The sequence below is a fragment of the Laspinema olomoucense D3b genome, assembly GCF_025370785.1.
GTDB lineage: Bacteria > Cyanobacteriota > Cyanobacteriia > Cyanobacteriales > Laspinemataceae > Laspinema > Laspinema olomoucense.
In genome coordinates this window covers 22,574-48,682 of record NZ_JAMXFA010000022.1, presented here as the reverse complement: position 1 = coordinate 48,682, position 26,109 = coordinate 22,574, and the positions used below count along the sequence as shown (strand labels likewise).

16 protein-coding genes are annotated in these 26,109 nt (G+C 48.4%); 11 read left to right on the top strand and 5 right to left on the bottom strand.

The window, feature by feature from the left end; genetic code table 11:
• Nucleotides 1-13: 13 nt before the first annotated feature.
• Complete coding sequence (locus NG792_RS16885) at nucleotides 14-928, bottom strand: hypothetical protein (RefSeq protein WP_261199082.1); 915 nt, start codon at nucleotides 926-928, stop codon at nucleotides 14-16.
• Nucleotides 929-1,136: 208 nt separating this feature from the next.
• Between NG792_RS16885 and NG792_RS16880 the strand changes: the two genes are divergently transcribed.
• The 7 genes from NG792_RS16880 to NG792_RS16850 all read left to right on the top strand — a co-directional run bounded on the left by NG792_RS16880 (nucleotide 1,137) and on the right by NG792_RS16850 (nucleotide 9,397).
• Entirely contained in the window at nucleotides 1,137-2,906 is a 1,770-nt protein-coding gene (locus NG792_RS16880) for a Cas10/Cmr2 second palm domain-containing protein (protein WP_261236154.1), read from the top strand.
• Entirely contained in the window at nucleotides 2,825-3,901 is a 1,077-nt protein-coding gene (locus tag NG792_RS16875; RefSeq protein ID WP_261236153.1) for a type III-B CRISPR module-associated protein Cmr3, read from the top strand. Before NG792_RS16880 ends, NG792_RS16875 begins: the two co-directional genes overlap by 82 nt.
• Before the next feature lie 19 nt (nucleotides 3,902-3,920).
• The gene (locus tag NG792_RS16870) at nucleotides 3,921-4,796 is read left to right on the top strand and encodes an RAMP superfamily CRISPR-associated protein (protein ID WP_261199079.1); all 876 of its coding nucleotides are present in this window, start codon (nucleotides 3,921-3,923) and stop codon (nucleotides 4,794-4,796) included.
• A gap of 1 nt (nucleotide 4,797) precedes the next feature.
• Nucleotides 4,798-5,250 carry a hypothetical protein gene (locus NG792_RS16865; protein WP_261199078.1) on the top strand — a complete coding sequence of 151 codons (453 nt, stop codon included), beginning with the start codon at nucleotides 4,798-4,800 and terminating at the stop codon, nucleotides 5,248-5,250.
• Nucleotides 5,251-5,253: 3 nt separating this feature from the next.
• Nucleotides 5,254-6,915 carry a hypothetical protein gene (locus tag NG792_RS16860; RefSeq protein WP_261199077.1) on the top strand — a complete coding sequence of 554 codons (1,662 nt, stop codon included), beginning with the start codon at nucleotides 5,254-5,256 and terminating at the stop codon, nucleotides 6,913-6,915.
• A gap of 209 nt (nucleotides 6,916-7,124) precedes the next feature.
• Nucleotides 7,125-8,084, top strand: a complete 960-nt coding sequence (locus NG792_RS16855; protein ID WP_261236152.1) for an RpnC/YadD family protein — start codon at nucleotides 7,125-7,127, stop codon at nucleotides 8,082-8,084.
• A gap of 131 nt (nucleotides 8,085-8,215) precedes the next feature.
• A complete protein-coding gene (locus NG792_RS16850) occupies nucleotides 8,216-9,397 on the top strand; it encodes a M23 family metallopeptidase (RefSeq protein ID WP_261236151.1) in 1,182 nt (393 codons plus the stop codon).
• A 74-nt stretch (nucleotides 9,398-9,471) separates the two neighbouring features.
• On the opposite strand, the gene NG792_RS16845 is transcribed toward NG792_RS16850, so the two are convergent.
• The 4 genes from NG792_RS16845 to NG792_RS16830 all read right to left on the bottom strand — a co-directional run bounded on the left by NG792_RS16845 (nucleotide 9,472) and on the right by NG792_RS16830 (nucleotide 20,258).
• The gene (locus NG792_RS16845) at nucleotides 9,472-12,795 is read right to left on the bottom strand and encodes a CHASE2 domain-containing protein (protein ID WP_261236150.1); all 3,324 of its coding nucleotides are present in this window, start codon (nucleotides 12,793-12,795) and stop codon (nucleotides 9,472-9,474) included.
• Between the two features lie 90 nt (nucleotides 12,796-12,885).
• Entirely contained in the window at nucleotides 12,886-13,767 is an 882-nt protein-coding gene (locus NG792_RS16840; RefSeq protein WP_261199073.1) for a DUF928 domain-containing protein, read from the bottom strand.
• A 48-nt stretch (nucleotides 13,768-13,815) separates the two neighbouring features.
• On the bottom strand, nucleotides 13,816-16,437 hold the full coding sequence (locus tag NG792_RS16835) for a CHAT domain-containing protein (RefSeq protein WP_261236149.1): 2,622 nt from the start codon (nucleotides 16,435-16,437) through the stop codon (nucleotides 13,816-13,818).
• Nucleotides 16,438-16,439: 2 nt separating this feature from the next.
• Nucleotides 16,440-20,258, bottom strand: coding sequence for a DVUA0089 family protein (locus NG792_RS16830; protein ID WP_261236148.1), 3,819 nt, complete (start codon nucleotides 20,256-20,258; stop codon nucleotides 16,440-16,442).
• Between the two features lie 450 nt (nucleotides 20,259-20,708).
• Here NG792_RS16830 and NG792_RS16825 point away from each other — a divergent pair, with 450 nt between their 5' ends.
• The 4 genes from NG792_RS16825 to NG792_RS16810 all read left to right on the top strand — a co-directional run bounded on the left by NG792_RS16825 (nucleotide 20,709) and on the right by NG792_RS16810 (nucleotide 25,887).
• Entirely contained in the window at nucleotides 20,709-22,919 is a 2,211-nt protein-coding gene (locus tag NG792_RS16825; RefSeq protein ID WP_261236147.1) for a phosphoketolase family protein, read from the top strand.
• Nucleotides 22,920-23,023: 104 nt separating this feature from the next.
• A complete protein-coding gene (locus tag NG792_RS16820) occupies nucleotides 23,024-23,620 on the top strand; it encodes a Uma2 family endonuclease (protein WP_261236146.1) in 597 nt (198 codons plus the stop codon).
• A 99-nt stretch (nucleotides 23,621-23,719) separates the two neighbouring features.
• Nucleotides 23,720-24,331 carry a Uma2 family endonuclease gene (locus NG792_RS16815; RefSeq protein ID WP_261236145.1) on the top strand — a complete coding sequence of 204 codons (612 nt, stop codon included), beginning with the start codon at nucleotides 23,720-23,722 and terminating at the stop codon, nucleotides 24,329-24,331.
• Between the two features lie 317 nt (nucleotides 24,332-24,648).
• Entirely contained in the window at nucleotides 24,649-25,887 is a 1,239-nt protein-coding gene (locus NG792_RS16810) for an energy transducer TonB (protein WP_261236144.1), read from the top strand.
• Nucleotides 25,888-26,109 lie beyond the last annotated feature (222 nt).

Sequence of the window (26,109 nt, the reverse complement as noted above, 5' to 3'; positions counted from 1 at the left end):
GTTTAAATTGGCCCTAACTAATCAAATCGAAGGCACTATGTTGATAATCAATAATATAAGGACCGAAAGATTGTTTTGTGGCAGGATTAAACGAAACATATTCTAACACGCGATCGCGGTTGAGGCAGGCCATAATCATTCCCACGGACATGGGTTTAGTCCCCCCGGTGAAATCTGCCGCAATTTCATCGGCAGAATAGTGACTTTGGCGGTAGATTTTGTTAACGGTACTAAAGGTTTCTTGAGCATCCGCAGGAGAAACACCTTTTTCAACAATTACCTTCAAGGGCGGTAAAGTCGGGCGATTTTTGCTTGCTGCATCTTTTTGTACATTCAAGTATAGTTCTTCACACTGTTTTTGAATGTCGGGAATTTTATCTTTAGAACTGCTGCCGAATTGGTCGCCGTGACTATCATCAGAAGGAATTAACCAGACGGTTTCTAAAGTCCGGTGAGTTTCGTAGTGATATTTAATAGCAAAGATAGCACTTGCTGGATTACTAACCAGCAAAATTAACCCTTTTTTGCCATCGGGTTGGGTCAATCCATTCTTGCTAAACCTTCCTTGGGTGAGAGGACGACGGAGTTTAAATCCGACACTCATCGCCATGATTAATCCTAACCCCACAACGATCATAAGACTATGGACGAGATAGTTTTCTGGGATGGGAATCGGAGTGGTTTTTAAGAAATCCTTAATACCGAATTCCAGCAGTTTGAGGAGATTATCGACGATTAAACCGGCGATCGTCAATCCCACTAAGACTCGAATCGGCAACCCCACCCACCGGAAAATTCGCCCCAGTTGCAGGCTGGACGAAAATCCGGCGATCGCACTCCCGCAGCGACGGGCGATCGCCTGGGTTCCTTTGTTTGTGGAGGTTACTATTTGGGCGATCGCATCTTTTCCCTGCTTTGCAACACTCATTGTTCCCGTTGCACCTTTTTTCATAACGTGCAGACCCGTTTTTGTAACTTTTTTTAACCTAGATGATAACTTAGGTTGCGAATTGTGAGGTTTCATAACGATTTCGAGGAGTGGGTGGCTGGATACTATAGAATTGTAGTCGGAATTGGAAGGTTAGCCTTCCAGGGCCGAGTACAATGGCAACACAGACCGGAAAATAGCTAATGCCATGAATGAATCTTGTTATACCGCTATTACTTTTGCCCCTGTTCAAGGATTTATCGAAAAGTCTCGCAAATTGCGCGACTTGTATGGCAGTTCCTTTCTGCTATCATATCTCTCCCGCATCCTCTGCCAAGCGGCAATTCAGCAAGATTTAAAGGTGATTTCCCCAGCGATTATTGATGTGACTCAGGGAACGCCCAATCAGATTATTATCCACGGTTTATTTAGCAAAGCTGATGCTGAGGCGACCTTTAAACAAGGGTGGCAAAATATTGTAGAAACCTGCCGCCAATGGATTGAAGAACAGGTGTCGGTTTTTGACTATTGCTGGAAGCGAGAGTGGAAAGATTGGAGTCACTATGCCTGGGAATTTTTCTGGGCCACTGGCGATACTATTACTGCTGCGAAAGAAGCCCTCAATGATATCAAACGTCCCCGGGATTGGGTGGGAATTAATTGGAAAGGGGAAAGTTCTACTCTATCGGGAACTGATGCGATCGCTTGGCCGAAATTGGGATTAGTTAATCCTAAAATCAGACCGGCAAAACCCGAAAAACAGGAAATTGAAGAATTTTATGCTGCCTTGAGTCAAAAACTCGGGGAAAGTTATCTCGATCGCAGTCCTAAATTCAAGCTATTAAAAGGAACGGGACGAGAGATAGTAGCCCAAAAAATTGGCGAGGCAATTATTACCCCTCGGGAACACTTAAGCATTCCTGAACTGATTAAACGCTTGATTACGGTCGATGCCGTTGCGGAGAAAATTCAACTGGAAATCAAGCATCCCAGCATCGAACTCTCGGAAGAGTTCATCCAAAAAGCCCTACAATCCACAACGATTGAAATTCCCGAAAAACCGTTTAAAGAAGTGAATCGCCATGAGGAAGAATCTTGGACGGGATGGTTTCAGGGGGATGGCGATCGCATGGGAAAATACCTCCAAGAGTTAGCAGCAGAAGGAGAAGAAACCGAACGCGAAGAACTAACAAAATTTAGTAAAGCCTTAATGGACTGGGGTGAAAAGGACCTAAAACCCTACATGAAAGATAGCAAACTCGGTCGGATTGTCTACGCCGGGGGCGATGATTTCATGGGGGTGTTATTTCAAAGCGCTACCCCGGGCAAACTTAGTGCTACCGACTGTTTAGAGTGGTTTGCAGGATTCCCAAAACTGTGGAAAGAACATGGCTATGCTGATAAAATTACCGTCAGTGTCGGATTTGTTTGGGCGGCCCCGAATGTCCCTCAGCGGGATGTGTTACAACATGGGCGAGAAGCCGAAAAAGCAGCCAAAAGTTGCGGACGCGATCGCCTTGCTTTGCGAGTGTTATTCAACAGTGGCAATCACCTAGAATGGGTTTGTCCCTGGCGGTTTTTAGATATCTTATCCGCCTATCGCGATCGTAGCCAAAAAACCCAAAATTGGGCGCATATTTACCAAGATGTTGCCATGTTAGAAGCCCGTCATGCTTTCACCAAGCAGCAAATTAACATTGCAGAAGCATTAGTCGATATTTATTTCCCAGGCTACAAAGACATTTTATACCGAAAAAACTGGTTTAATACAGCGGGAAGTGCCGGAATTTTGGGCGAACCAGAAAACCACTATGAACAGGGAGAAATCAGCCAATACAAGTTTAATGCAGCCGTGAATGAATGGATTATCAATCTGGCGAAAGTAGGCTTTCATTTATGTTCCAATACCTCATCCTCATCCAACCTCTCGGATTCCTCTACGGTAGCGCAGGAAGATTCCTCTCTCCTGAAAATTTAGTCGGGCGATCAGGCACCAGTTTCCCCCCTTCTGCGGCCACATTATCTGGCATTTTTGCCGCACAATGGCAAACCGCAGCGCATAAAGAAAAACTGGAAAACTTGCAACTAGCGGGGCCATTCTGGGCCGAAGAGAGTGATGTTCAAAACTTCTATGTTGCCACCCCCTTTAATTGTTTAGTCAAAGACCAGATTATCCAACATATCCTCACTTGGCAGGGCGAAAAATGGTTACTCCCCTCGGGAGAGAAACCGCCTAATGATAAATTTTCAACTGGCAGTTGGGTGGGGATAAAAGATTGGGAACACCTGCAAGGCAAGGGAGAAATAAAACCAAAAGTCAAAACAAAAAATCCTTGGAAATTTTTACCCCATCTCCATCCTCGCCTGCGAGAGAATGAACGCCACGTCAACACCGACGCTGCGGATCATCAAGGCAGTTTATTTTTAGAAAACGCCGTTCAACTTGATCCAGAGACTTGTTTAGTCTATTTATCTAACGAAGAAATCCCCGAGGGGTGGTATCGGTTTGGGGGAGAAGGTCACTTGGTAGAAATCCGTTGTGAGGCGATCGCAGAACCGGCGAAAACCTTACTCGCACAACCCTTGCAACGCAGTTTTGCCCTAATTACACCGGCAATCTGGGGTTCAAATCGCCTGTCCTATCGGGAACCCAAAGTCAACAGAAGGAACGAGTGGCAAAGCGTGTGGTACGGCACAGACTCCAACCCCAAATCCATGTTAACCCAGCGATCGCAACCGATGAGATTTCGCTTAGGCAACTGCAAAGATGGACCACCCAATCAAGCGAAACTCCTCTCCCGAGGGCGATATGCCGTTCCCCCTGGAACCGTCTACATTGTAGACCAACCCCTAAACAAAACCTGGCAAGAATGGCCCAAAGACTGGTTTCCCACAGAAGGATATTCCTTCAAACGCTGGGGATGCGGACTATCCTTGTCTCTGGATTGGGCAGTATCTGAACCTCTCACCTAACTATCGGAGAATCTGAAGAATGTATCATAAAGCTTATGGCATCATCGAAACCTTAGCCCCCCTCCATGTGGGCGCATCTGCCGGAGAGGAAACCGGCAACCTCAACCTAATTTTTCGCGACCAATTTACCCTCACTGGGATTATCCCCGGCAGTTCGATTCGGGGACGATTTCGGGCAGATATGCGCAATCGCAACTGGAAAGGTGCGAATCTCTGGTATGGACATGAAGCGGACGCAGACGAGGAACAACAAGCACAAACGAAGGAAAATGAATCTAATCAAGATCGAACCACCGAGGCGATCGTTAAATTCGAGTATGCCTCCTTGGTTTGGCTTCCCGTGTACTGTCCCAACCAACCCATCGTCTGGGTATCCTGTCCTCGCTTGCTGAATCGCTATCAAAAACTCTCCGGTTTACCCAAAGCCGAATTTAAGCCGTACAGCTATTATATAAAGGGTAGCTTATCGATGAAAACTCTATTTTTTAGCTTGGGATTCTTGAACCTTCAGGAAAAAGACCCCAATCTAAAGAACTACATCCCCGCCTCTCTGGAAGACCTCAATTGTGAGAAAAATATTGTCCTAGTGGTCAACGATACCGATATGGCAATTATTCATGAAATGGCCTTATTTCGACAAAGCCGCGTTGCCCTTGAACCTACAAAGAAAACAGCAAAAAAGGGGGCATTTTTTGATGTAGAAGCTTTACCCCAAGGAACCGTATTGACCTTTCCCCTCGCCTTGAAACCCACCGCAGAAAACCACCAGCCTTGGGAGAAATTTACCGAAGCAGCAGGGTTTAGTAGTAGCAAAGAAATGTACTTTGGCGGCTTAGAATCTATCGGATTTGGTCGCACTCACGTCACCTTAAATCCCTATCCAAAGGCAAACTAATATGACTCAAACTCACGACCAACCGGGATTATATCTATACGACATTGACCATCATGCCCAGGATTTGGTGATCCAGAATCGTAATAAAAAGAACGTCCTCAACGAATCCCATAAAATGAGGATGGCGGTTGCTTATGGCTTAGAACGGTTTTGGGGCGAACATTTGCGCTTACAAGGAGAAAACACCGAAGAGAACAAAAATAAAGGGAAATATTGGAAAGCCGTCTGGGATGCTTTAGAGGAAATTCTTCAGCCCACCGAAATTAACTTGCCAAATCAGAATATTAAATCTCAAAAAGCCAATAAAGAAGAAAGCCAAAAGATCCAAGAAATGGCAAAAGCGATTTGGGAGTTGCCCCTAGAACACCAGCGAATTGCCTTGATGGTACTCACTCAGCTTTGTGACTCCCTAGTTTGGTGGACCCAACGCTATAAGAAAAAAGGAGACGATTAGACAATGGTATTTGCAAAAGCATTTGAAGACGCCAAGACAACAGCAGTTAAGCAAGGGAAAAAAATTGAAATTGAGATTCCTAAAACCGCAGCACCCGTGAATATAGAACCCGAACAAATCCCCATGATGTATCGCGCCCAAGTACAAGGGCGTTGCAACCTCCAGTTTGCCGGAGATAATAAGGATTTAAACCGTTGGACAGAGGAATGGGTTTATCCAAAAGATGATAAAAGCCCTACCTATCAGTATCCCGAACCCCCTCTTGGGCTTCATGGGGAAATTTATCGCATCAAAGTCAAGTTTCCTTTTCGATTGTTTAGTAACTGCGGACAAGACAACATCGCCCGTCCGATCATGGGAAAAAATGGCATTCCTTTTCTACCTGGTAGTAGTATCAAAGGGTTATTTCGACGGGCTTGCAGTGATGAAAAAGCCCTCAAATATTGTGGGGATAAGGATAACTTAAACCCGGGAATTTTGCGCTTTATGGGGGCCTATCCCCTGGGCAATTGGGCCAAGCAAATCAATGATATCGTCCATCCCCAACAAGAACGACAAGTGCAAGGTAAAGGGTCCCCAAAAGCTTTTGCCTTAATTAGTTTGTCCCAACCCGAATTAATTTTTGAGTTTAGCAGTTCTAGTCCGGAAGTAGATTGGCAGGATGTCGAACGAATCTTGCTAAGTGCATTGCAGCAAGGTGTCGGAGGGAAAACCAGTAGCGGTTATGGCATGGGGGGAAATTTTCCCGGAAAACCGAGGATCACCCCCGCTTATCCGATTAGTTTCGAGTTGAAAAATACGGGAGTGAGTTCGTTATTGAGAACCGGGGAACCCGAATTTCGACCCAATTTGTTCAAAGCCACTTTGCGGGGTCATGTTAGCCGCTTACTGGCAGGCGTCTGTCCGGATCAAGAGGCGGTTAACAAAGAAACTAATCGCTTGTTTGGACATACGGCTGAACCGAGTCAGGTGCAGTTTTTGTGGCAGTCAAAACCGGAAGATTTTGATACCGGGGGCAAAAATACCACCTACACCACGCAAGGGGTTTTATATGTCAACACACCCCGAGGGGATGTTGACTTTATTGAAAATGTCCTAAGATTCGCTTTTGTGATGGGGGGATTTGGTAAGTCTTGGCGCAGAGTCTGGCACAAACAATTTTATCCCTCCTATCAAAAACTAGAGATTGGTTGTCATTGGGAATCCCCGGATATTGATGAGATTCAAACTCGTCAGGATTTAAACAAGTTTTTGGAAAGTTTGTTTGATTTAAGTTGCGATCGCCTAGGTTCTAAACCGCCAAAACCTCTAAATTGGAAAGAAGCATGGAATCCAGAACGTGTGGCAGTATATAGCAATGTCGTCACAGAATCAGCGGCAGTGATATTGTTTCACGATGACGTTTTTAAAACTACCCCAGCGATCGGGGGACGTAACCCAAATGACAAAAAACCCACTTCTGTCAGTTCCGTTTGGCATCGGATGTTGCCGATCGCCGGAAATCAGTATTTAGAAATTGTCACCGTTTTTCATGGCGATCGCACTCCTTGGAAGTATCAACAAGAAGACAATCAACTCCATAAATTTATCCAGAAATTAACCGATAAAGGACTACAATTGACCTGGGGAACTGCTCCAGCAGAATCAAGACGCTTAATTCGGTGAATGAATGGTAAGCGCCCTAGAGGCGATCGCCATTTTCGATAGTTTGAAAATGGCGATTGCTTCTTCAGTCCTCAAACGTCCCGATTTATCCCTAATTTAGGTTCTGTATCCTGCCTATAAATTTTATACAATCCCATTCAATACTTAAATAATTTTATACATACAAAGTAAAATAAAGTAGAATAAAACTAACATTAATTTAATGAAATATGGCAATTTACGAACCCATACCAGCGGACTATGACCAACCCTGGAAGGAAGCAATTACCCTCTACTTTGAAAGTTTCCTCAGCTTGTTTTTCCCTGGAATTTATGCCAGCATTGACTGGAGCCAGCCTTATCGTTGCTTAGACAAAGAACTGGAAGAACTGGTGCGCGACTCGGAGATTGGGACGCGATTTCCGGACAAGCTGTTTGAAGTGAAATTACTGAATGGGAAAACCCAATGGATTCTAATTCATGTAGAAGTGCAAAGCCAGTACGATGTTGAGTTTACCGAACGCATCTATCGCTATAACTATCGCGCCTTTGACAAATACAACAAGCCGATAGTCAGCGTGGCAATCTTAGGAGACGATCGCCCCAACTGGCGACCCTCGTCCTATTCCTATCGTTTAGATGGATATCGGTTACTGCTCGAATTTCCCACAGTCAAAGTGCTGGACTATCAAAACCAGTGGGAAAGCTTAGAAGCCAGCGATAATCCTTTTGCTATGATGGTGATGGCGCATTTAAAAACCCAAGCCACCAGCGCCAACATGGAAGAACGACAACAGTGGAAACGGTTGTTATTCCGGCTGCTGTTGTCAAAAGGTTATAGTAGAGAGCAGGTAGTGAATTTATTTCGGTTTGTTGACCGGATGATGAGCTTACCTAAAGAACTCGAAGAACAACTTACCACAGAAATCATTGAGGGTCGGGAGGAGAGACAAATGCCGTTTATGAGTCAGTTTGAAGAAATAGCACAAGAAAAGGCAACCCTGCGAACCCAGCGTCAGAATACTCTCGCAGTTTTGGAGGTGCGGTTTGGAGAAGTGCCACCGGAAGTGGTGGAGGTGGTGAATGGGATTGAGGACATCCCTACCCTCACGCAACTTCATCGACAAGCGATCGCCATCGGTTCGGTGGCACAGTTCCAGGAATTGCTTAATTCGGTGATTGAAGGTTAAGCGCCCTAGAGGCGATCGCCGTTTTCAAACTCTAGAAAATGGCGATCGCTTCTTCAGTCCTCAAATGTCCCAGTTTATCTAGGATTTAGGCTCCCTACACTGCCTGTCAAATCAATCCAAACCTCGTTAATATGGGTGAAACAGCATCGCTAAACCGCAGGCGCTTTAGTATCTCGTCAGTGCGAGAGGCGATCAACGGTGAAACTGCGATCGCCTCTATTGCGTCTAGTTGCACCACCTGCTTAGAACCTCTCAAATTAATTATGTTTAGAAAACCTAAAATAATTGCGACAATTCTCCTAGCATTCGCGATCGCGGTTGCTGTCCATTGGATTGGGTTCGATCGCCCGAACTTTGCCCAATCCCCCATCCCAGAAACGACCATTGCTGCCAATTCCCTGCAATTAGCCCCTCCCATTGACTGTACCTTAGATGAGGATTGCTTTATTTTGCTGTATCCCGATCGCGACCCCGGACCGGGAGAAGTGGATTTTGGTTGTGGCAGGCAAACCTATGATGGTCACAAAGGCACCGATTTCGGCATTGCCAACATGGATAAAATGAATGCCGGGGTTGCGGTGATTGCGTCGGCACCCGGTAAGGTGTTGCGGGTCCGGGATGGGGTCAGCGATCGCCTGATTACGGACCCGAAGCAAGTGGAAGCTTTGGAAGGGCGAGAATGTGGCAATGGTGTGTTTATCGAACATGGTAATGGGTGGGAAACGCAATACTGTCATCTGCGCAATGGTAGCGTTGCCGTAACTCCGGGAATGGAGGTGGATACCGGGACGGTTTTAGGAATGGTGGGCGCTTCTGGGGCGGCATCGTTCCCTCACGTTCATATTACTGCGCTGTATGAAGGAAAGGTGGTTGATCCGTTTGTAGGACCGGAAGCGGGTCCCGGTTGTCAGGTGTCGCCGAGTCCGATTTGGACGGTTCCCCTGGATTATACACCGACGGGGGCGATCAATGCCGGTTTCGCGGATACGCCTCCGGACATGAACGATTTGTGGGAAGGGCGGTTTCCCCAAGGTGAGCTATCTCAAGATATTCCGGCCCTGTTGTTTTGGGTACATACCTACGGTGTGTTAGCGGGGGATAGTTATCAGTTTAAGTTGATTGCACCCAATGGAGAGGCGATCGCTGAAGATACCACAGAAATCACGTCCCCCAGTAAAACCTGGATGGGTTATGTCGGTAAACGCAACAATCCCGAACGCCCGATCGCACCCGGGGTCTGGCGCGGGGAGTATCAACTCACCCGAGGCGGCGAGGTTCTGGTGGATCTTGTGCGAGAAATTGAGGTGAGGTAATTTATATATATTCTCGTGAGTTGCTTAAGCCAACTCACGAGAATATGTGCGATTACAGTACGCAAGAGCTTGTGCTATTTTTGAGTTATCGCTTCTATTCCGGCCCAGTCTTTAGGAACACCCTGCTGAATATACTTTTCACAACGTTGTAAATACAGAAGCGCCGCCCGATCGCTGGGGTTGGTGTTGAGAATTTGCTGAAAGAGGGTTTGGGATTGCTGGAAATTTCCTTCTCGATAGAAGGCGATCGCCATTTCAAACAGGGCTAAGGTTTTGTTTTTGAGTTCGATGCGATCGTGGGGTTCTGAATTGTAAATTTCAAAGACGGCTACACTGGCTTTTTTGCCTTTAACTTGGACTCGATCTAAAAATCGATATTGATACATCTCCCGGTTTTCTAGTTGATTTAGGGTATCTTCACTAATTAAAATAGCGGAACCATATTGTTTCGTTAATCCCTCTAACCGGGAGGCTAAGTTGACGGCATCGGATATGACGGTACTTTCCATCCGTTCCGCTTCGCCAATGGTTCCTAGCATTAAACTGCCGGTATGTAATCCGATGCCGATTTGAATAGGAATTTGTCCGTTTTCCTGCCGGTGTTCGTTAAATAATTTCACTTGATCTTGCATGGCGATCGCCCCGGATACGGCATCGTCCGCAGAGTTGGGGAAGAGGGCCATAATCGCATCGCCAATATATTTATCGATGAATCCGTTGCGATCGCGGATAATCGGACTGACTCGGCTTAAGTAACTATTAATAAAATGGAATGTTTCTTCTGGGGACATTTCCTCGGATAGGCTGGTAAAATCTCGAATATCCGAAAATAAGACAGTCATTTCTTTTTTGATATGATTGCCCAATTTTACATCGACTATACTTTCTTGTCCCAGGAAATGCAAAAAATCATGGGGGACAAACCGTCCATAAGCCGCATTAATTTTAGCTAATCGAATATGAGTTTTAATGCGAGTGAGGAGTTCATTTTTATTAAAGGGTTTCATTAAGTAATCATTAGCCCCGGCTGTAAATCCTTCTACGAGGTCCGAGACTTGATTTTTGGCGGTGAGCATAACAATGGGAAGGTCGATCGCCGGAAATTTTTGGCGGATTGTTTCGCAGACTTCATATCCCGTCATACGGGGCATCATAACATCGAGAAGGATTAAATCGGGTTTGAACCCGTTATCGATAATTTCCAGAGCTTTTAATCCGGTTTCGGCGCGGGTAATGGCATAATTTTGGAGGGAAAGGGTGTTGGCGAGGACCTGAAGGTTAATCGGTTCATCATCGACAATTAATATTTTGAATTCTGACCCATCTGCTAGGTAGTTTTGGGGCGCAGCAGCGGGGGTTTTTGTGGGTTTGGCGGTGCTAACTGGGGTCGAATTTCGGGCAGGTTCAGGACGCACTAAGGGAGGAGTGGTGGGGATGGCAGCCGGAGTCGCTTGGGGGAGGGTAAAGGTAAAGCGTGACCCTTTTCCCACTTCGGATTCAAAGTAAATGATGCCGTGATGTAATTCGATGAGTTGCTTGGCGATCGCCAGTCCCAGTCCAGTTCCTCCATATTCTCGGGCAGTGGAACCATCCCCTTGCTCAAAGGACTCAAAAATGCGACTATGTTTGTCTTCAGGAATGCCAATGCCGGTATCAGTGACGGTAATTGCGACAAAATCACCCTCGATTTTAGCAGAAACTTCGACGATTCCCGATTCGGTGAATTTAATGCCATTGCCGACGAGGTTATGCAAGATTTGCTGAACCCGATTTTCATCAGCATTAACGGCAATAAAGTCCGGGGGGATGGCATTAATGAGTTGCAAGTTTTTCTCCCCGATGAGGGGTTTACTGAGGTTGAGGACGACTTGGGCGATCGCCCGCAAATCTAGGGGTTTGAGTTGCAGTTCTATACTTTTATGTTTAAGTTGAGAAAAATCTAAAATATCATTGATTAAATGGGACAAACGCCTGCCGCTACTGGTAATAGTTTCGAGGTTATATATTGTTTCTTCTAATAACTCCCCGGTTGCGCCATCAATTAAGGAATCGGCAATGCCAATAATCCCATTGAGTGGGGTTCTTAATTCATGGGAGGTATTCGCTAGAAATTCATCTTTGAGTCCATCAAGGCGTTTAAGTTCTTGATTTTTTTCCTCTAAGGTTTTAGCATATTCGGCTAATTGCTGATAGGATAATTTTAGGTTACTCCACAGGGTGTAACCGATGCTGAATACTCCCGCACTCACGAGGGCTAAGACGGGGGTAAAGACGGGAATTAACCAACCGGATAAAAAGGCGAAGTAGGAACTACCAATGATGACCACTGCCCCCAGGAGAATTCCGGGTCCGGACCAGCGGGTTCTCAGCCAGAGGGAACCGAGAATGGCACTATATCCCGAAGTGAGAAAAATTAACCCCCATTTTAAGGATTGAGGGGTGGCATACAGCATCGGACGATTGTCCAGGGCGCTACTTAAAATTTGACTGGTTAAATTCGCATGAATGACCACTCCGGGCATTAATTGGGGATTGCCGAACAGGGTATTGGTATAGGGGGTTTGGAAGGAGTCATTCAGACTGGGTGCTTCGGCCCCGATGAAGATGATGCGATCGCGGAAGAAATCCGGGGGAATGCGATTTTCCAATACCTCGGTTAGGGAAATGTGAGCAAAGTGATCGAGTCCACCGCGATAGTTAACTAAAATTTGATAGCCACCGCCGTCTCGTTTACTATATTCTCCCTCCTTGCCGGTGAGGGGAATAAATGTAGCTTGACCCAGTTGATAAATGGATTTGGCTTCATCAGCAATTGCTAATTCAATCCCTTCGGTTTCTAAATATTTTAAGGCCAAAAGGGTGCCAATTCCTTCAATTAATGTCTGATCCGGTTTACCGACCAACACCATGCCCCGGCGGATTTTACCATCGCGATCGAGTAACATATCGTTGGAGGCAACTTGTCCAAGTTTAGCTAAGCTGGGCGGGGGGGCAATCGGGTTGTCAACTACTTTTTCTACCCCAATTAGATTAGGGGTAACTTCAAATAAAGCATTTAATTCTTCATGGCCCGGTTCTACAGGCAAATCCCGATAAATATCTAATCCAATCAATCGCGGGTTTTGAGCTTTGATATTTTGGATTAATTGGGTCATGATGCGATCGCTCATCGGCCATTGTTGGACATACTTGATGTCCGATTCATTAATCGTAACAATGGCAATGCGTGAGTCTACAGGTTCTTGGGGACGGAGGCGAAACCAAGTATCTAAGGCGGCCCATTCAAATAGGTGCAAAAACCCGGCGCTACTCAAAGCAACAATCACCCCGGTGACTGCCGGAGTGATTAGGATTGGGCCACGCCACAAGCTGATTTTCTGTTGTAACTGTTGCCACATAGTTTGCTCGAACCCTGTCCTGTTTTAAGAGATAGATGCACCCGGTGGAAATTGCCCATCAATGTCTTACGCGCACCCTGAAAGAGAGACTTAGGGTGAGGATTGGATCATCACAGGAGTCGCAGCGATCGCCTCTAGTCCGACTTGTCCAAGGAGACTGCGCCACTCTTCGGCTACAGTGAGATTGTCCGGCTGATTGACTCGGGCAACCGCTAAGGTTGTGAGGGTATCGTACCAAACCCCGGCTTCTGCATAAGCAGTCGCCAAGGAGAGGGCCTCTAAATCCCCTGTCGTGGGGATGGCCGCCACGCGCTTCACCCATCCGGTGACGCTGTAACTATCGGGCTGTAGCCTGCCACTGGCATCTAAGGGGACGAAGAACCAAAGATAGTCCGTCTCAAGTTCCAGTTCCGGTGCCGTTTCCGGCAGGGTAAAACTGACAATTGAGCCACCCCCGTTGATTTCCAAGGTGGTTTGGTAGTGATGATTCCCCTCTTTATCTTGGATGCTAAAAAAGACTTTCTCCGTTGCCGTGGGTGGCACATACACAAAGAAAGTCGGACGCGCAGACATGGTGCGTCCATGTTGGCTGGCGGGTAAGAGGGCGATCGCCTCTAGCCCCTGACCCTCCTGGGTGAGAGTCCCCTCATTCCCTCGGCTACCGCCACCGACGCTGGTCACGGGGGCAGCTTCTCCCGGAGGGGCAAATCTCACGTTACCGCGAGTGCCTCCCCCCACGCTGGTCACGGGGGCCGATTCCCCCGGAGGGGCAAATCTCACGTTACCGCGAGTGCCTCCCCCCACACTGGTGGCCGGTACCGGGTCGCCGGGGGGCTTAAATTGCAGACTAATCAAGGCAGGAACTTTGACCGATTCAGCTTGGACAGGCTGGGCCAAAGCCGATAGGGCCACTGCCCCGGCTAAGGTTGCAAACATGAAGCTAGGAATAACAATGCGTGGCCTGTGGTTCATGGGAACACCTCGTCAGTTTGGGGAAAACATAGAACAGTAGAAACCCCTTCATAACCAATTTCCGACTAAAATAAACGCCGACCAATAATAGGGATGTTTGTACAAGGGGTCGTTTAATAGGGCCAATTGTGCTTGGCGCAACGCCTCGCTTTTCGTCATTCCTGCCTCGGATCGGGTTAATTGGCGATAAAACTCGCTCATTAAATCGGCGGTGGATTGGTCGTGAACGGACCAGAGACTAGCCAGGGTGCTGCGGGCTCCGGAACGGAGTGCAAATCCGGCTAAACCGAGTGTAGCACGTTTATCTCCAGTTGCTGTTTGACAAGCACTCATCACTAATAGTTCAATGGGTTTGAGAACCCCTAGGCGTTGCTTATTGAAAAACTTATCGAAATCTTTAATTGAAATTCGACCATCCCAGGTCAGCAGAAAGGTTTCCTCGGGATTAGAACTAAATTGTCCGTGGGTTGCGAGGTGAATGATCGGGTAAGATTGGCGATTGAGTTGCGCTTCCAATTGGGCCCGGGTAAATTCGCGATCAAGCAAGGTATCCCCTGGAACTTCTTGGGTAATTTGTTGGAACTCTTCGGCGACTCCAGGGAGGGGGGAAAATCCTTGTCGCCCCTCGGTTAAACCGGCAGTGAGGGCGGTGAGTTTTTCCTGGGTGAGACCCTGGGGAAACAGTTGTAACCCGGGACTCAGGGCGGTATTATAGGTTTCAATCAAATAGCGGCTGCCGTCATACAGGGCGGCGAGGGGAATGGACGCGAAACCGCCATCGGGGATAAAAACCAGGGTAGTAATCTCACTTTTGGCTAAATCCGCTGCGGCGGGTCGAATCAACCAGTCATAGACTTGGGCGCACAGGCGCAAGCGTTCCGGGGAGGAATAGCCGGGGTGCATGGCCGATCGCAGTTCTTCGAGAGTGGCTTCGACGCGACTGCCACTCAGGGGCGTAGTATAGTGGCGCAAGGGTTGACCGGGCAGGGAGAGTATCACTTCCAGGCGATCGGGTAAGACAATGGGATAAATGGCTGCCGCATGGGTATCGATTTCCTCTAATTGTACCGGCTGCACATCTAAACAAGCCTCGCGGAAAAAGTTGTCTAATTCGGCGATTTGTAAGGCTTCCATGACTTGTCTAGCCTGTTCAATGTCTTCCGGGGTCGCATCGGGTTGGAGGAGTAAACTCACCAGTTCACGATATACAGGTTCTACACTTTCTTTGAAATCAAACTGCAGGTCCGGAGAGATGGCTACTAAGTCGCGGCGCAAGTTTTTCAAGGTTTCAAAGGCAATATTATACGCACTTAGGGCCGGTTGGAGTTGTTGCTGTTGGGTGAGAATCTGACCCAGTTGCCAAGCAGCCGGGGCGATAATTTCATCGGCTTGGATGGATTGGGCGATTTGGAGGGCTTGTTGGGTCAGGGTTTCGGCCTCTTCCCACTGTTCGGTCTGGCGGTAAAGCTGGCCCAGTTGGGTGAGGGCGTAGGCTTGCGATCGCCCATCTTGCAGGTCCTTGGCGATCGCCAGGGTTTCGGCTAACCCTTGGGCAATTTCAGGCAAGTCTTCCCCCATTTTGCTCCAACTGGCGGCAAAATTGACGCGGGCATAGAGGGCCGCTTGACTCGCGGGAAGGGTGGCAAGGTGAGATTGCAGTTGGGGGCGTAATTCGCGGGCAGCAGCCCAGTCTTTGAGGGCGACGAATAGGCTAAACTGGTTGAGTTGAGCTTGCGATCGCGTTAAGGGTTCGGTGGCTAATTGTTCCGCTTGTTGATAGTAGGCAATGGCGATATCATTGCGGTCTAAATACCGGGCGATATTCCCGATATTGAGTAAGGTAGCGCTAGTATCCCCCGGGGATTTGAGGCGATCGCTAAGTCGCCAACTCTGTTCTAAAACCGCCTGGGATTGTTCTAAATCCCCGATGGTTTGGAGGGCAACCCCCAAACTCCGCAACCCATCCGCTTTCAAGAGAGTATCCGGTTTTTGATCTAATTCAATAATCCATTCTTCTAACAAAGTGCGGGCGCGGCGATACTGGCCCAAGGCTTGCAGGGCTTGGGCTTGGTTAATCAGACTCCCTAATTTACCCAGGTCATCTCCCGCCCGAGTATAAGTCGCTGCGGCTTGTCTCCAGGTGTCTAAGGCGGCTTGATTCTGTCCCGCAGCCAGTTCCAGAATACCTCGGGTATTCAGGGCTTGGGCGAAAATTGCCAACCCTCTGGAGGGCAGGGGATTAACCTGTTGTAAGAGTTCCAAACTCTCAGCGATGGCGGTGGCTGCTTGGGGGCGGCGGCCTAACTTATGATAGGCTAAGGCCAGATAAGTGAGGGTTTGGGCTTGGTTTAAGGGGGCGAGGCGATCGCTATAAATGGCGGCTGCCTCTTCCCATAGCTTGGTTGCTTCTAAGAATTGTCCCTGTTGATAGTGGGTTGTGCCACGGTGGACTAATTCCGTGGGGTCGGGGGTTTGGGAGATAGGGGAGGTGGGGGAGATAGGGGAGGTGGGGGAGGTGGGGAGGATGGGGGAGATAGGGGAGATAGGGGAGGTGGGGGAGATGGGGGTGGCTGGATGGGGGTGGATGATGGTGAGGAGGGTGAGGAAACTGAGGAGGAGGAATTGTCGGATTTTACGGGACTTTAGATAGGTGGTGATGAGTTTTAGCATGACTATTGTGCCTGCTTTATGCGTTCGGTGGGTGAGGAAGGACAGGGAGGGAGGCGATCGCCTAAAGTTGCGGGTAGGGTCGCAATTAAGGCGATATTTCCGTCTGGATTCAGGGTCCATCCGGTGGCTTCTATCAAGGGTTGCGATCGCCCCGGGTTTACAGTCTCGGTCTGGGTTGTGAGATCGGCAGGAAATTGGCGCAAATCTTCCCAGACAGTTTGACCCTGGATTGTCTCCTGGGGGTCTTCCGGTAATCCCCCCCGTCCGACGATGGTAAACGAATTGCCCTGGGCTGCTACACACCCGACGGTGACTTGGTTAGCGATGTCCGAAAGCTGCTGGGGTAAGTCTACCAATCCAGACCCCGGAGTGACTTCGGGGGTGGAGAGGGTGACATTGCCCGAGACTCCCAATTCAGAACTCGCCGTGATATCACTTCGGGGGGTGGGTTGGGATCTAAATTCTAATCCTAGAATCCCTTCGGCGATCAGTTGAATATTGCCTCCATCCCCTTCAAAGGCATTGGCAGTAATATCACTATTTTCCCCGGGAAAGGCGAGAATAACCGGGGCAGAAATCTGGATATTTCCGCCATCGCCACCGGCCCCATCGGTTCCTGCTGTGGCGGTAATTTGACTGCCTCCACGCATCAGGAGGCCACTGGTTAATTCTAATTGTAAATTTCCCCCTTGAGAGGAGGTGGTTTGTCCGGTAATAAATGACTGATTATCTAACAGTAAACTCCCCGCTTGAAGTTGCACATTTCCCCCAATGCCCTCCGTAGCGCTACTGGTGGTAATTGTACTATTATCCAAGGCGATCGCATCGCTGATCTGAATCCTAACTTGTCCCCCATCTCCTTGTCCCTCAGTTTTAGCACTGATTTGAGAACGGTTCATTAAGGAGAGGACTCTAGCATTAATATTCACCTCTCCTCCATCACCCACTGCCGTTGATTGCACACTACTATCAATTGAACCTTCAGATACCACCATCTCTCCCGCCTGAATATTCACACTCCCGGCATGGCCAAGACCTTGGGTAAAACTGGAAATTGCTGCCCCATCATCCATGAAAATCCGGGGAGTAATCAAGGTAATATTCCCGGCATTTCCTCGCCCAGTCCCTCGGATGCGACTCCAGATAAATGAACCCCGCCCATTCGGTCCTAAGCGGGTTAAAGTAACTCCTTCTCGGGCCTCAATTGTAATCGGACCCGCATCTCCTTCTCCATAGCTGGTGGAATTAATTCCTCCCCCATCTCCTAGAATGAGTTCTCCTGTATTTAACTCAATTCCAGCGGAATTGCCGACGGAGGAAGGGCCTCCCACCAAATTTAAAATCCGACTTTCAATATTGTCCAAATTTCCCGTTATCACCAGGCGATCGCGAGCATTAATAGTCACCTTGCCCGCATTCCCCCTCAGATAAGTGCTATTATTAATAATGCTGCCATTGAGTAAATTAACCCTTTCAGCATCAATGTGAATATCTCCTGTATCCCCTTCCCCAAAATTACTGAGATTGAGAATTCCATTATTGTTCAGAGTAAAGGATTCAGCCACCGCAAAAATGCTGCCAGCACTCCCCCTGCCTCGGGTAATATTGGCAACATTAGCCCGGTTGAGTTCCACTGAATTAGCGACTAAACTAATATCTCCCGCTTGTCCGGTTCCAAAAGTGGTAGAGAGAATTTCTCCCGGGGAACCTCCCCATAAACTCCCGGTATTAATTTGGATATTGCCACTGTTTCCCCCAGTCCGAGTCAGGGAAACAATTCCACTACTGCCGCCATAATTGGGGTTAAAATTACCCAAAGCAACGCTTTCTTGAGGCAATGCCATATTTATTCCGGGATATTCCACAGAAATGTGCAAGCGATAGGTATCTCCCCTATCAATTTTATCCCCTTCCAGCAGTTCGACGGGATGAGGAACCGTATCAAATTCCCCAATCCCAATTACATAACTTCCGGGCTCTAACCTATCAAGGGAAAGATAGGAATCTTGCTCTACTGTACTCCCGATCGCCCCATCATTAATACTAGAGTCATCATTTAGGGCAATAATTGCTCCAGTCGTGCGGTCAAACAGGACCATTTCTGTATCTAAACTGCCGGGAATATCCTGATATCCATCTCCCCCATCTATATCAAAAACACCTCTTCCGGGTGCAGCAACGGTAAATGAAAAATAGTCAAAACTATTAGTTGCTGGACCTAATCCGCTATTTCCACTAATAATTTGCTCGGGAGTCCGTTCCACGGTAAGATAAGGAATCTCTCCCGGTCCTGATGCCTCCAGTTCGGGATTCAAATTACTGGTAAATTCTAAGTTATCCAAATTAAAAACTGTTTCCTCTTTCTGGTCAAAGGGAGAGTCCAAAAAGCGCCGACTATTTCCACCAATGCTTACGCTTTCCGTTGCTGTAACGGTGATGTTTCCCCCATTGCCTGTATGAGTGGCGATCGCAATAATTTGTCCCCCAGCTTCTAAGGATAAAGTATTCACATGAACTTCTATATCCCCCCCGGGTTGATGACCCTCAGTCACCGTGGCAATAAATCCGCGATCGCTCAACCGAACATCCCCTAACGGATTATTCGCACCATTAATCCTAATCTGCCCACTCCCTCCACTATCCACCCCTTGGGACTGAGAGAGAATTCCACTAAACAACCCATCAGGACTAAACCCAGAAATATCTAAAATAGGCGTATTAATCTGAATCTGTCCAGCGCTTCCAATTCCTGCTGTCTCCGTGGTAATTCTCCCTCCATTTGTCAGACTCACCAAATTGCCAGTTAGCTCAATATTTCCTCCAATTCCTAATGCTCCCAATTGGACTAAATTGCTAATAAAACTGCGCTCAATCAGGCGGATATCCCCCCAGGCATTGACTCGAATATCCCCAGCCCTAGACCCAATTTCACCCCCATTCCGAGGCATTCCCGCCTGCAACTGAGAACCCCCCATGAGGGTGATATGATTTCCCTGGACCTGAATACTCCCATTGCTGCCGGTGACATCCACCCTCGCCCCATTCGTGAGAGTAACATCAGCCCCACCGATGGGTTTAGAAAACTCAGGGATGGTACTTTCTAGGGCAATTTCTCCCGAACTAATTCCCGCTAAAGTAATGTTACCGAACGGGGCGACTAGCTGTGCCCCATTCAGGACAACATTGCCGCCGAGAATAGCTAAATTACGCTCTTGTACCACTTCTAAGCGGGAACCTTCTAGGGTGATATTTCCGACGGTTGGACCATATTGTAAACCGATGGGAACTGCTACGGTGAGTAGGGGTGATTCGGTGGGATTTGTAGCACTAAAGAGATAGCGATCGCTAAACTGTATCGCCTCCGCTGTAGACAAAACAAATGACCCGCCAATATCCAACGTAGCATTGGGACCCAAAACAATCCCCTTCGGATTGATTAAAAACAGATTGCTGTTGCCATTGGCCCGAATTAACCCATCAATGCTGGAAAGATTGCTGCCCGTAATTCTACTAATAATATTGACAATATCCGGAGCATTATTAAAATAGGCTTCCCCACCCGTGGGAACGGAAAACTCCGTAAAACTATGAAATAAATTTCCCCCGGCAGGGGTTCCCCCTTCAATCCTCAAACCTGTCCCTTGATTGATGACTTGGGACGGATTGGGTAAAGTGCGATCGGGGACAATTTGCCCCTGCACTGAATTGACCAGTCCCCCTCCAGAAAGGGCCAAGAATAGGGCGGTGACTCCAGTCCGGTGCCACCGAGGTTTGAGGATTTTTCCGGCTCGTTTTGCCTTTACCATTGTTTTGATAGACACTAGCAGTTAGCTGGAATTTCACACCCTATTTTCAGAGATTTTTGGACCCTTATGGGGATAAAAAAGGTTGAGGTGAGACCTTCTGCCGAACTCAACGACCTTCAACCCTTCCATCTCCTCAACAATTATACAGCCACAGCATCCAAAATAGCTCCGGAGCCAACTCCCTCAAAATTTTTTAGGGTGATTGGATCTTAGGCGATTTTGACTCTTTTGGAGTGGTTCCCCAAATCGAGCCACGGTCTCACGTGGAGAATGACGGACTGCTCAGTAGAATAGCCTGCATTCTATGGTATCCTGGACGGCGATCGCCTCAGTTTATAGCCACCCCAAGTAGAACTGATGGACTTAAACAACAAAAAGGTTGCGAAACCTGTAAACCCGGGGGTAAATTTATGAAATAATTTAAAAATGCAAGGATTATAGTTTCCTAGAGGTTAAAAAATAGGCATGACGACACAGATTCCATCTGCACCGGCAAAGACCCCCGCATTTTGTGAGGGCATTCAATATTTTGGCGAACAATGGCCGGATTTTGACCGCTACGGCAAAGAACCCGCGATCGCCACGGGGAAAACTGCGATCGCCTCCCCCCCGGATCACTCCGCTGCCTACCAGACCCTCCTGGCTGCCGACGCCCTGCGCTACCTGATCCTCCAAGTCACCGCGTCTAAAGCCTCCGGACACCCGGGCGGATTTGCCAGCGTTGCCGAGGGAATCGCCGCCCTAGTGATGCTCGGTCATAAAAACATTATCACCGAAGTGGGACACCATGCCCCCGGCTTTTACAGTAATATGTTCCTCGATCGCTCCTTAGAGGAAATGGGCATTCATACCGTCCAACAAATGCGCGATCGCTTCCGGGAGCACAAAGGACTCCTCGGACACCTCTCCGGACAAATTCCCGGACTCCTCAACCCCGCTGGACCCCTGGGACAAGGGCAGCATTTCGCAATGGCAGGGGCACTCCTGCATCCCGATATCCTCTTCCCCGTCACCATCGGCGATGGCGGCATCGGCGAACCCTACGTCATGAGTAGCATGGCGCATTTCCACACCGCCTATCCCGAAGTTACCAACTTCCTCCCCATCCTGGTTTGGAACGGATATTCCCAGGAACATCACAGCATGGTGTCCACCAAACCTAACCAAGAGATGATTGAATACTGGGAAGGCAACGGTTTCCAAGAAATCATCCTCGTCAACGCCAAAGACTACGACGATGCCAACCAACCCGGGGAATATGTCGATAGCACAGCCTTTTCCTTCCAGAAACGGCTAGAATTTGCTCAAGCGGTGATTGAAGCCACGGACAAAGCCGCTAAATCCGCCCTGGGAGGCAAACTCACCGTCCTGATTATCAAGCAACTCAAAGGGGCTGGAGTCCATGCCCTGGGGGCCAAATCCCATAACCTCTATGGACATCACACCCTGGATAACGCAGAAATTGTCAGTGCCCTCCAAAACCGTGCCCTGAGTCCCGAAGCGTGGCAACTGGTTCGGACCAACTTTGAACGGGCTGCTGGGGGACCTGCCGCCAGTATTGTCAAAACTGAGTTTGAGTTAGCTTTGCCGGAGTTAGGTAAACTTCCCCTCAAGGAATATGCGATCGGTGAGAACCAAGTCGCCACCACCGCAATGGGAGAACTCGTCGCCTATGTCGGCAAAAAAGACCCCAAATTTGTCGTCACCAACGCTGATGGAAACGCCGCTTCCGGCATCAACAACATCAACGTTGCCCTAAAAATTATTCACCCCACTGCTGACGACGCCTATTTTCAAGGACCCAAGGGACAAGTTTATGAACCTTTAAGCGAAGATGCCTGCGCCGGATTAGCCGCAGCTTTAGCTTTATTTGGGGCGCGGACCCTCTGGTGTTCCTACGAATCCTTTGCCATTAACGGGGTCCCCGTCTGGCAAACCGTCACCCAAGCGATGGCGGAATTACGCCGTCCGACCCCGAGTACGGTCACTTTATATACCGCAGGGGCCTTAGAACAAGGACGCAACGGATGGACTCACCAACGTCCTGAAATTGAAAACTACTTTGCCGCCATGATGCGAAACGGCAACGTTTTCCCCTTGTTCCCCCCGGATTCTAATAGCATCCAAGTCTGTTATGATTGGGCGCTGAGTACCCAGAATAAAGGGATTGTGATTACGGCGAGTAAAACCCCGTTACCGATTCGCACTACGTTTGAGCAATCTCAACAAGCGTTACAAGATGGGGCAGTTGTCCTCCAAGAGATTCCCGGAGATAAAACCGTTGTGTTTGCGGTGATTGGGGATATGACCTTGATTCCCGTGTATGACGCAGCAGAGCAATTAAAAGCCCAAGGGATTGGGTCAAAGATTGTATCGGTTGTGAGTCCGCGCCGGTTGTATCGTCCCCGTGATGTCGCCTGGGAAACCTGTTCCCAAGCCGATGGCGGATTCTTGGATGATGCTGGCTTTGAGAAGTTCTTTGGCGGGGATGCCTTAATTGGCGTTACCGGGGGTGCTTCGGGAATGCTAGAACCGATTATGTTACGCAGTACCGCCAAGCGGGATGTTTTTGCTTGGAAGCGAGGGGAGACGACTGCCAGTGCAACGCAAATTATGGAGTTCAATGGGTTGACTCCGGAAGCGTTAGCCAAGCGCGGGACTGAGTTGGTGGGTTAAGGGTGATTTGGCCCCCAGCCTTGAGGCTGGGGGTTATTTTTAGCTATTCAGTGCCAATAACGAGAACCAATGGATAAAATAGATTGAAACCAGAGGTAACGGCGATGACAACACAACTTGCGGAAAAAATTATCCCCTTGCCCGAACAGCGGTTGATTCTGCCTGGGTATCAGAGTTGGCAAGAATTCAAAGCGATTCAAGCCTTGATGGACCAGGTTGCAGGGGTGCGAATTTCTTATTTAGATGGGTGTGTGGAACTGATGACAACGGGGGAGCAACATGAGACTATCAAAACAATTATTGGCTTTTTACTACAGCTTTATTTTTGCGAAATGGGGATGGAATATATCCCGGTGGGAAATGCAACGCGGGAGTCGGAAACTAAGGGGGTGTCATTTGAGCCGGATGAATCCTATTATATTGGCGATCGCAAATCTCATCCCGATTTAGCCATTGAAGTTGTCATCACCAGTGGCAATCCCAAAAAACTGGAAAAATATAAGCGATTTGAGATTACAGAAGTCTGGTTTTGGGAAAATAACCAACTGGCGCTCTACCGCTTTCGTGGGGACGACTATGAGCAAATTTTGACAAGCGAATTGTTCCCTGATTTGAATATTGAATTGCTGGTCCGTTGTGTGCAAATGCCTTCCCGGATTCAGGCTCATGCCGAATTTGTTCAAGGGATTCACCGACAATAAATCCTCCAGATTTTACGGGGTGAGCGATAAAAAAGCAACACCTGGCGGAGTTGAGAATGGTGCAATAGATAAAATAGACGGAAACCAGAGGTAACGGCGATGACAACACAACTGGCTCCAAAAATTATCCCCTTGCCCGAACAGCGGTTAATTCTTCCGGGGTATCAGAGTTGGCAAGAATTCAAGGCGATTCAAGTGTTGATGAATCAGGTGGCGGGGTTACGAATTTCTTATTTAGATGGGTGTGTGGAACTAATGACGACTGGCGAGGAACATGAATCGATTAAAAAAGCGATCGCCATCTTACTAGAGATTTATTTGTTTGAAATGGGCATTGAGTTCATCCCCATCGGAAAAGCAACTCGGGAGTCAGAAACTAAGGGAGTGTCGTTTGAGCCGGATGAATCCTATTATATTGGCGATCGCAAACCTCATCCCGATTTGGCCATTGAAGTGGTCATTACCAGTGGCAATCCCAAAAAACTGGCAAAATACCAGCGATTTGAATTTACGGAAGTCTGGTTTTGGGAAAATAATCAGCTTGCGCTCTACCGCTTTCGTGGGGAAGACTATGAGCAAATTTTGACAAGCGAATTGTTCCCTAATTTGGATATTGAATTGCTGGTTCGTTGTGTGCAAATGCCTTCCCGTCTCCAAGCTAGAACTGAATTTTTTCAGGGTATCCCTCGACAGGAAATCCCCCGATTTTAGTAGATGAACGATCGCCAAGTTTTTTTGTAAATCCCTTCACGAAACGGAAAACTGAGAGTTCCAGGGTTAATCTAAACATGGGGATAGGATTAAATCTCCTGGTTCTTTTGATTAAAAAATCCCTGGATTTCGATGTCTGACCCGGAAATGACAGGCGTTCACGGGATGCTATGGGAATTAAATTGATTGAAGTCCGCCGACTTATGCGAGGGTGCGCTACCCTGGCAGGTAAGGTACCGATTTTGTCTGTAGGGCTGATTTAGGCGTTATCTAACCCGCCGCCATCCCTACTTTTGTTCTGAGGAGATCCACAAGGAATGACGGTTTCAACGGTTTCTGCAAAAGGGCGAGAACAACAAGAAAAGCAGATTGCCCGGTTTATTAAATTTAGTGTGATGGGGTCAGCGGTGGTGCATCTGGCGGTACTGGCATTTGTGATGCCTTTGATTAATTTAAAATCGGACGGTACCGAGGAGCCAATTGAATTTATTGTGTTGGAAGAGTCTACGGCGGAACCGGAAGAGTTGATGCCGGAATCGGAGGCGATCGCATCTGCCACCCCAGAGGCAATGCCGGAACCGGAGGCAATAGAATCTCCCACCCCCGAACCTACTCCGGAACTGATGCCGGAAGCGGAGGCAATAGAATCTGCCACCGTAGAACCCGAGGCAATAGAATCTGCCACCGCCGAGCCCACTGCGGAACTAATGCCGCAACCGGAGGCAATAGAATCTGCCACCGCCGAACCTACTGCGGAACTGATGGCGGAACCCACTCCGGAGCCCGAACCGTTGGAGGCAGCGCCGCAAACCCCAGTAGCAGAAGTAGCAGAAGCGATAGAAACGCCGCGATCAGAGTTGCGGGCAGAAGCGTTACCCGGACAGAGGCCCCCGGAACCGATTCCCGACCCGGCCCCCATGCCGCCCCAGGAGATGTCCCCCTTTACGAATTCTTCCCCGTTGGACCCTGGGCATAATTCCCGAATTACCGATTCTAATGACATCCAGGGGGATGCGATGGGGACAGAATCCCTTACTCCACAACGACTGCCAGCGGTCCCCGATGTGAAGATTGTCGCGGAAACCCGGGGACTGCCTTCGCCGGTTAGATATGAGTCGCCGTTCAATCCTGGGGTGATTGTGACGGGGGAATCCACTGACCCCTGGGAGTCAAATCTCGATCGCCTGTCTGAACCCTGGAACGAAACTGAGGGGACTCCAGGGCAAAACGAGACTCCATTGCCGGGGGTTGAGGCGGATTCAACTCTAGGGGAGACTGGAAATTTGGGAAACGAGTCGGGACTGGAGGAGATTGCCTGTCGTCGTTGCGATCCTCCCCCCTATCCCCAGCTTGCCTTGGATAATGCCTGGGAAGGGACGGTGATTCTGATCGCCGATATTGCCCCGGATGGGACGGTAATTTCATCGGAAATTCAGCAGTCTAGCGGTTATGATATCCTCGATGATGTGGCTAGAGAGCAAATCAAAACTTGGAAATTTGATCCTTCAGAACAGGGTCAACAGGGACGGGTGATTCCAGTCCTCTTTGCACAGTAAGCTGTTGTTGGGCGAGGATGGAGGAACGGGAATGATGGACAGTGGAAATTGGCAGGAGTGGGTAACGGTTTGGGGTTATTTGGGGTTTACCCTGTTTATTATGGGCTGCATTTGGGTGGCGGGGAAACGATGAGTGATGATCACTTCCAGGCGATCGCCGATGGGCGGGTTTGAGGAAATCGAAAAAGTGGCTACCCAGAGTGGGGTAGACAATGCCAAAAT

Excerpts from the sequence above, each read along its gene's own strand:
- NG792_RS16885 (WP_261199082.1), bottom strand. The coding sequence starts at position 928 with ATGAGTGTTGCAAAGCAGGGAAAAGATGCGATCGCCCAAATAGTAACC.
- NG792_RS16880 (WP_261236154.1), top strand. The coding sequence starts at position 1,137 with ATGAATGAATCTTGTTATACCGCTATTACTTTTGCCCCTGTTCAAGGA.
- NG792_RS16875 (WP_261236153.1), top strand. The coding sequence starts at position 2,825 with ATGTTCCAATACCTCATCCTCATCCAACCTCTCGGATTCCTCTACGGT.
- NG792_RS16870 (WP_261199079.1), top strand. The coding sequence starts at position 3,921 with ATGTATCATAAAGCTTATGGCATCATCGAAACCTTAGCCCCCCTCCAT.
- NG792_RS16865 (WP_261199078.1), top strand. The coding sequence starts at position 4,798 with ATGACTCAAACTCACGACCAACCGGGATTATATCTATACGACATTGAC.
- NG792_RS16860 (WP_261199077.1), top strand. The coding sequence starts at position 5,254 with ATGGTATTTGCAAAAGCATTTGAAGACGCCAAGACAACAGCAGTTAAG.
- NG792_RS16855 (WP_261236152.1), top strand. The coding sequence starts at position 7,125 with ATGGCAATTTACGAACCCATACCAGCGGACTATGACCAACCCTGGAAG.
- NG792_RS16850 (WP_261236151.1), top strand. The coding sequence starts at position 8,216 with ATGGGTGAAACAGCATCGCTAAACCGCAGGCGCTTTAGTATCTCGTCA.
- NG792_RS16845 (WP_261236150.1), bottom strand. The coding sequence starts at position 12,795 with ATGTGGCAACAGTTACAACAGAAAATCAGCTTGTGGCGTGGCCCAATC.
- NG792_RS16840 (WP_261199073.1), bottom strand. The coding sequence starts at position 13,767 with ATGAACCACAGGCCACGCATTGTTATTCCTAGCTTCATGTTTGCAACC.
- NG792_RS16835 (WP_261236149.1), bottom strand. The coding sequence starts at position 16,437 with ATGCTAAAACTCATCACCACCTATCTAAAGTCCCGTAAAATCCGACAA.
- NG792_RS16825 (WP_261236147.1), top strand. The coding sequence starts at position 20,709 with ATGACGACACAGATTCCATCTGCACCGGCAAAGACCCCCGCATTTTGT.
- NG792_RS16820 (WP_261236146.1), top strand. The coding sequence starts at position 23,024 with ATGACAACACAACTTGCGGAAAAAATTATCCCCTTGCCCGAACAGCGG.
- NG792_RS16815 (WP_261236145.1), top strand. The coding sequence starts at position 23,720 with ATGACAACACAACTGGCTCCAAAAATTATCCCCTTGCCCGAACAGCGG.
- NG792_RS16810 (WP_261236144.1), top strand. The coding sequence starts at position 24,649 with ATGACGGTTTCAACGGTTTCTGCAAAAGGGCGAGAACAACAAGAAAAG.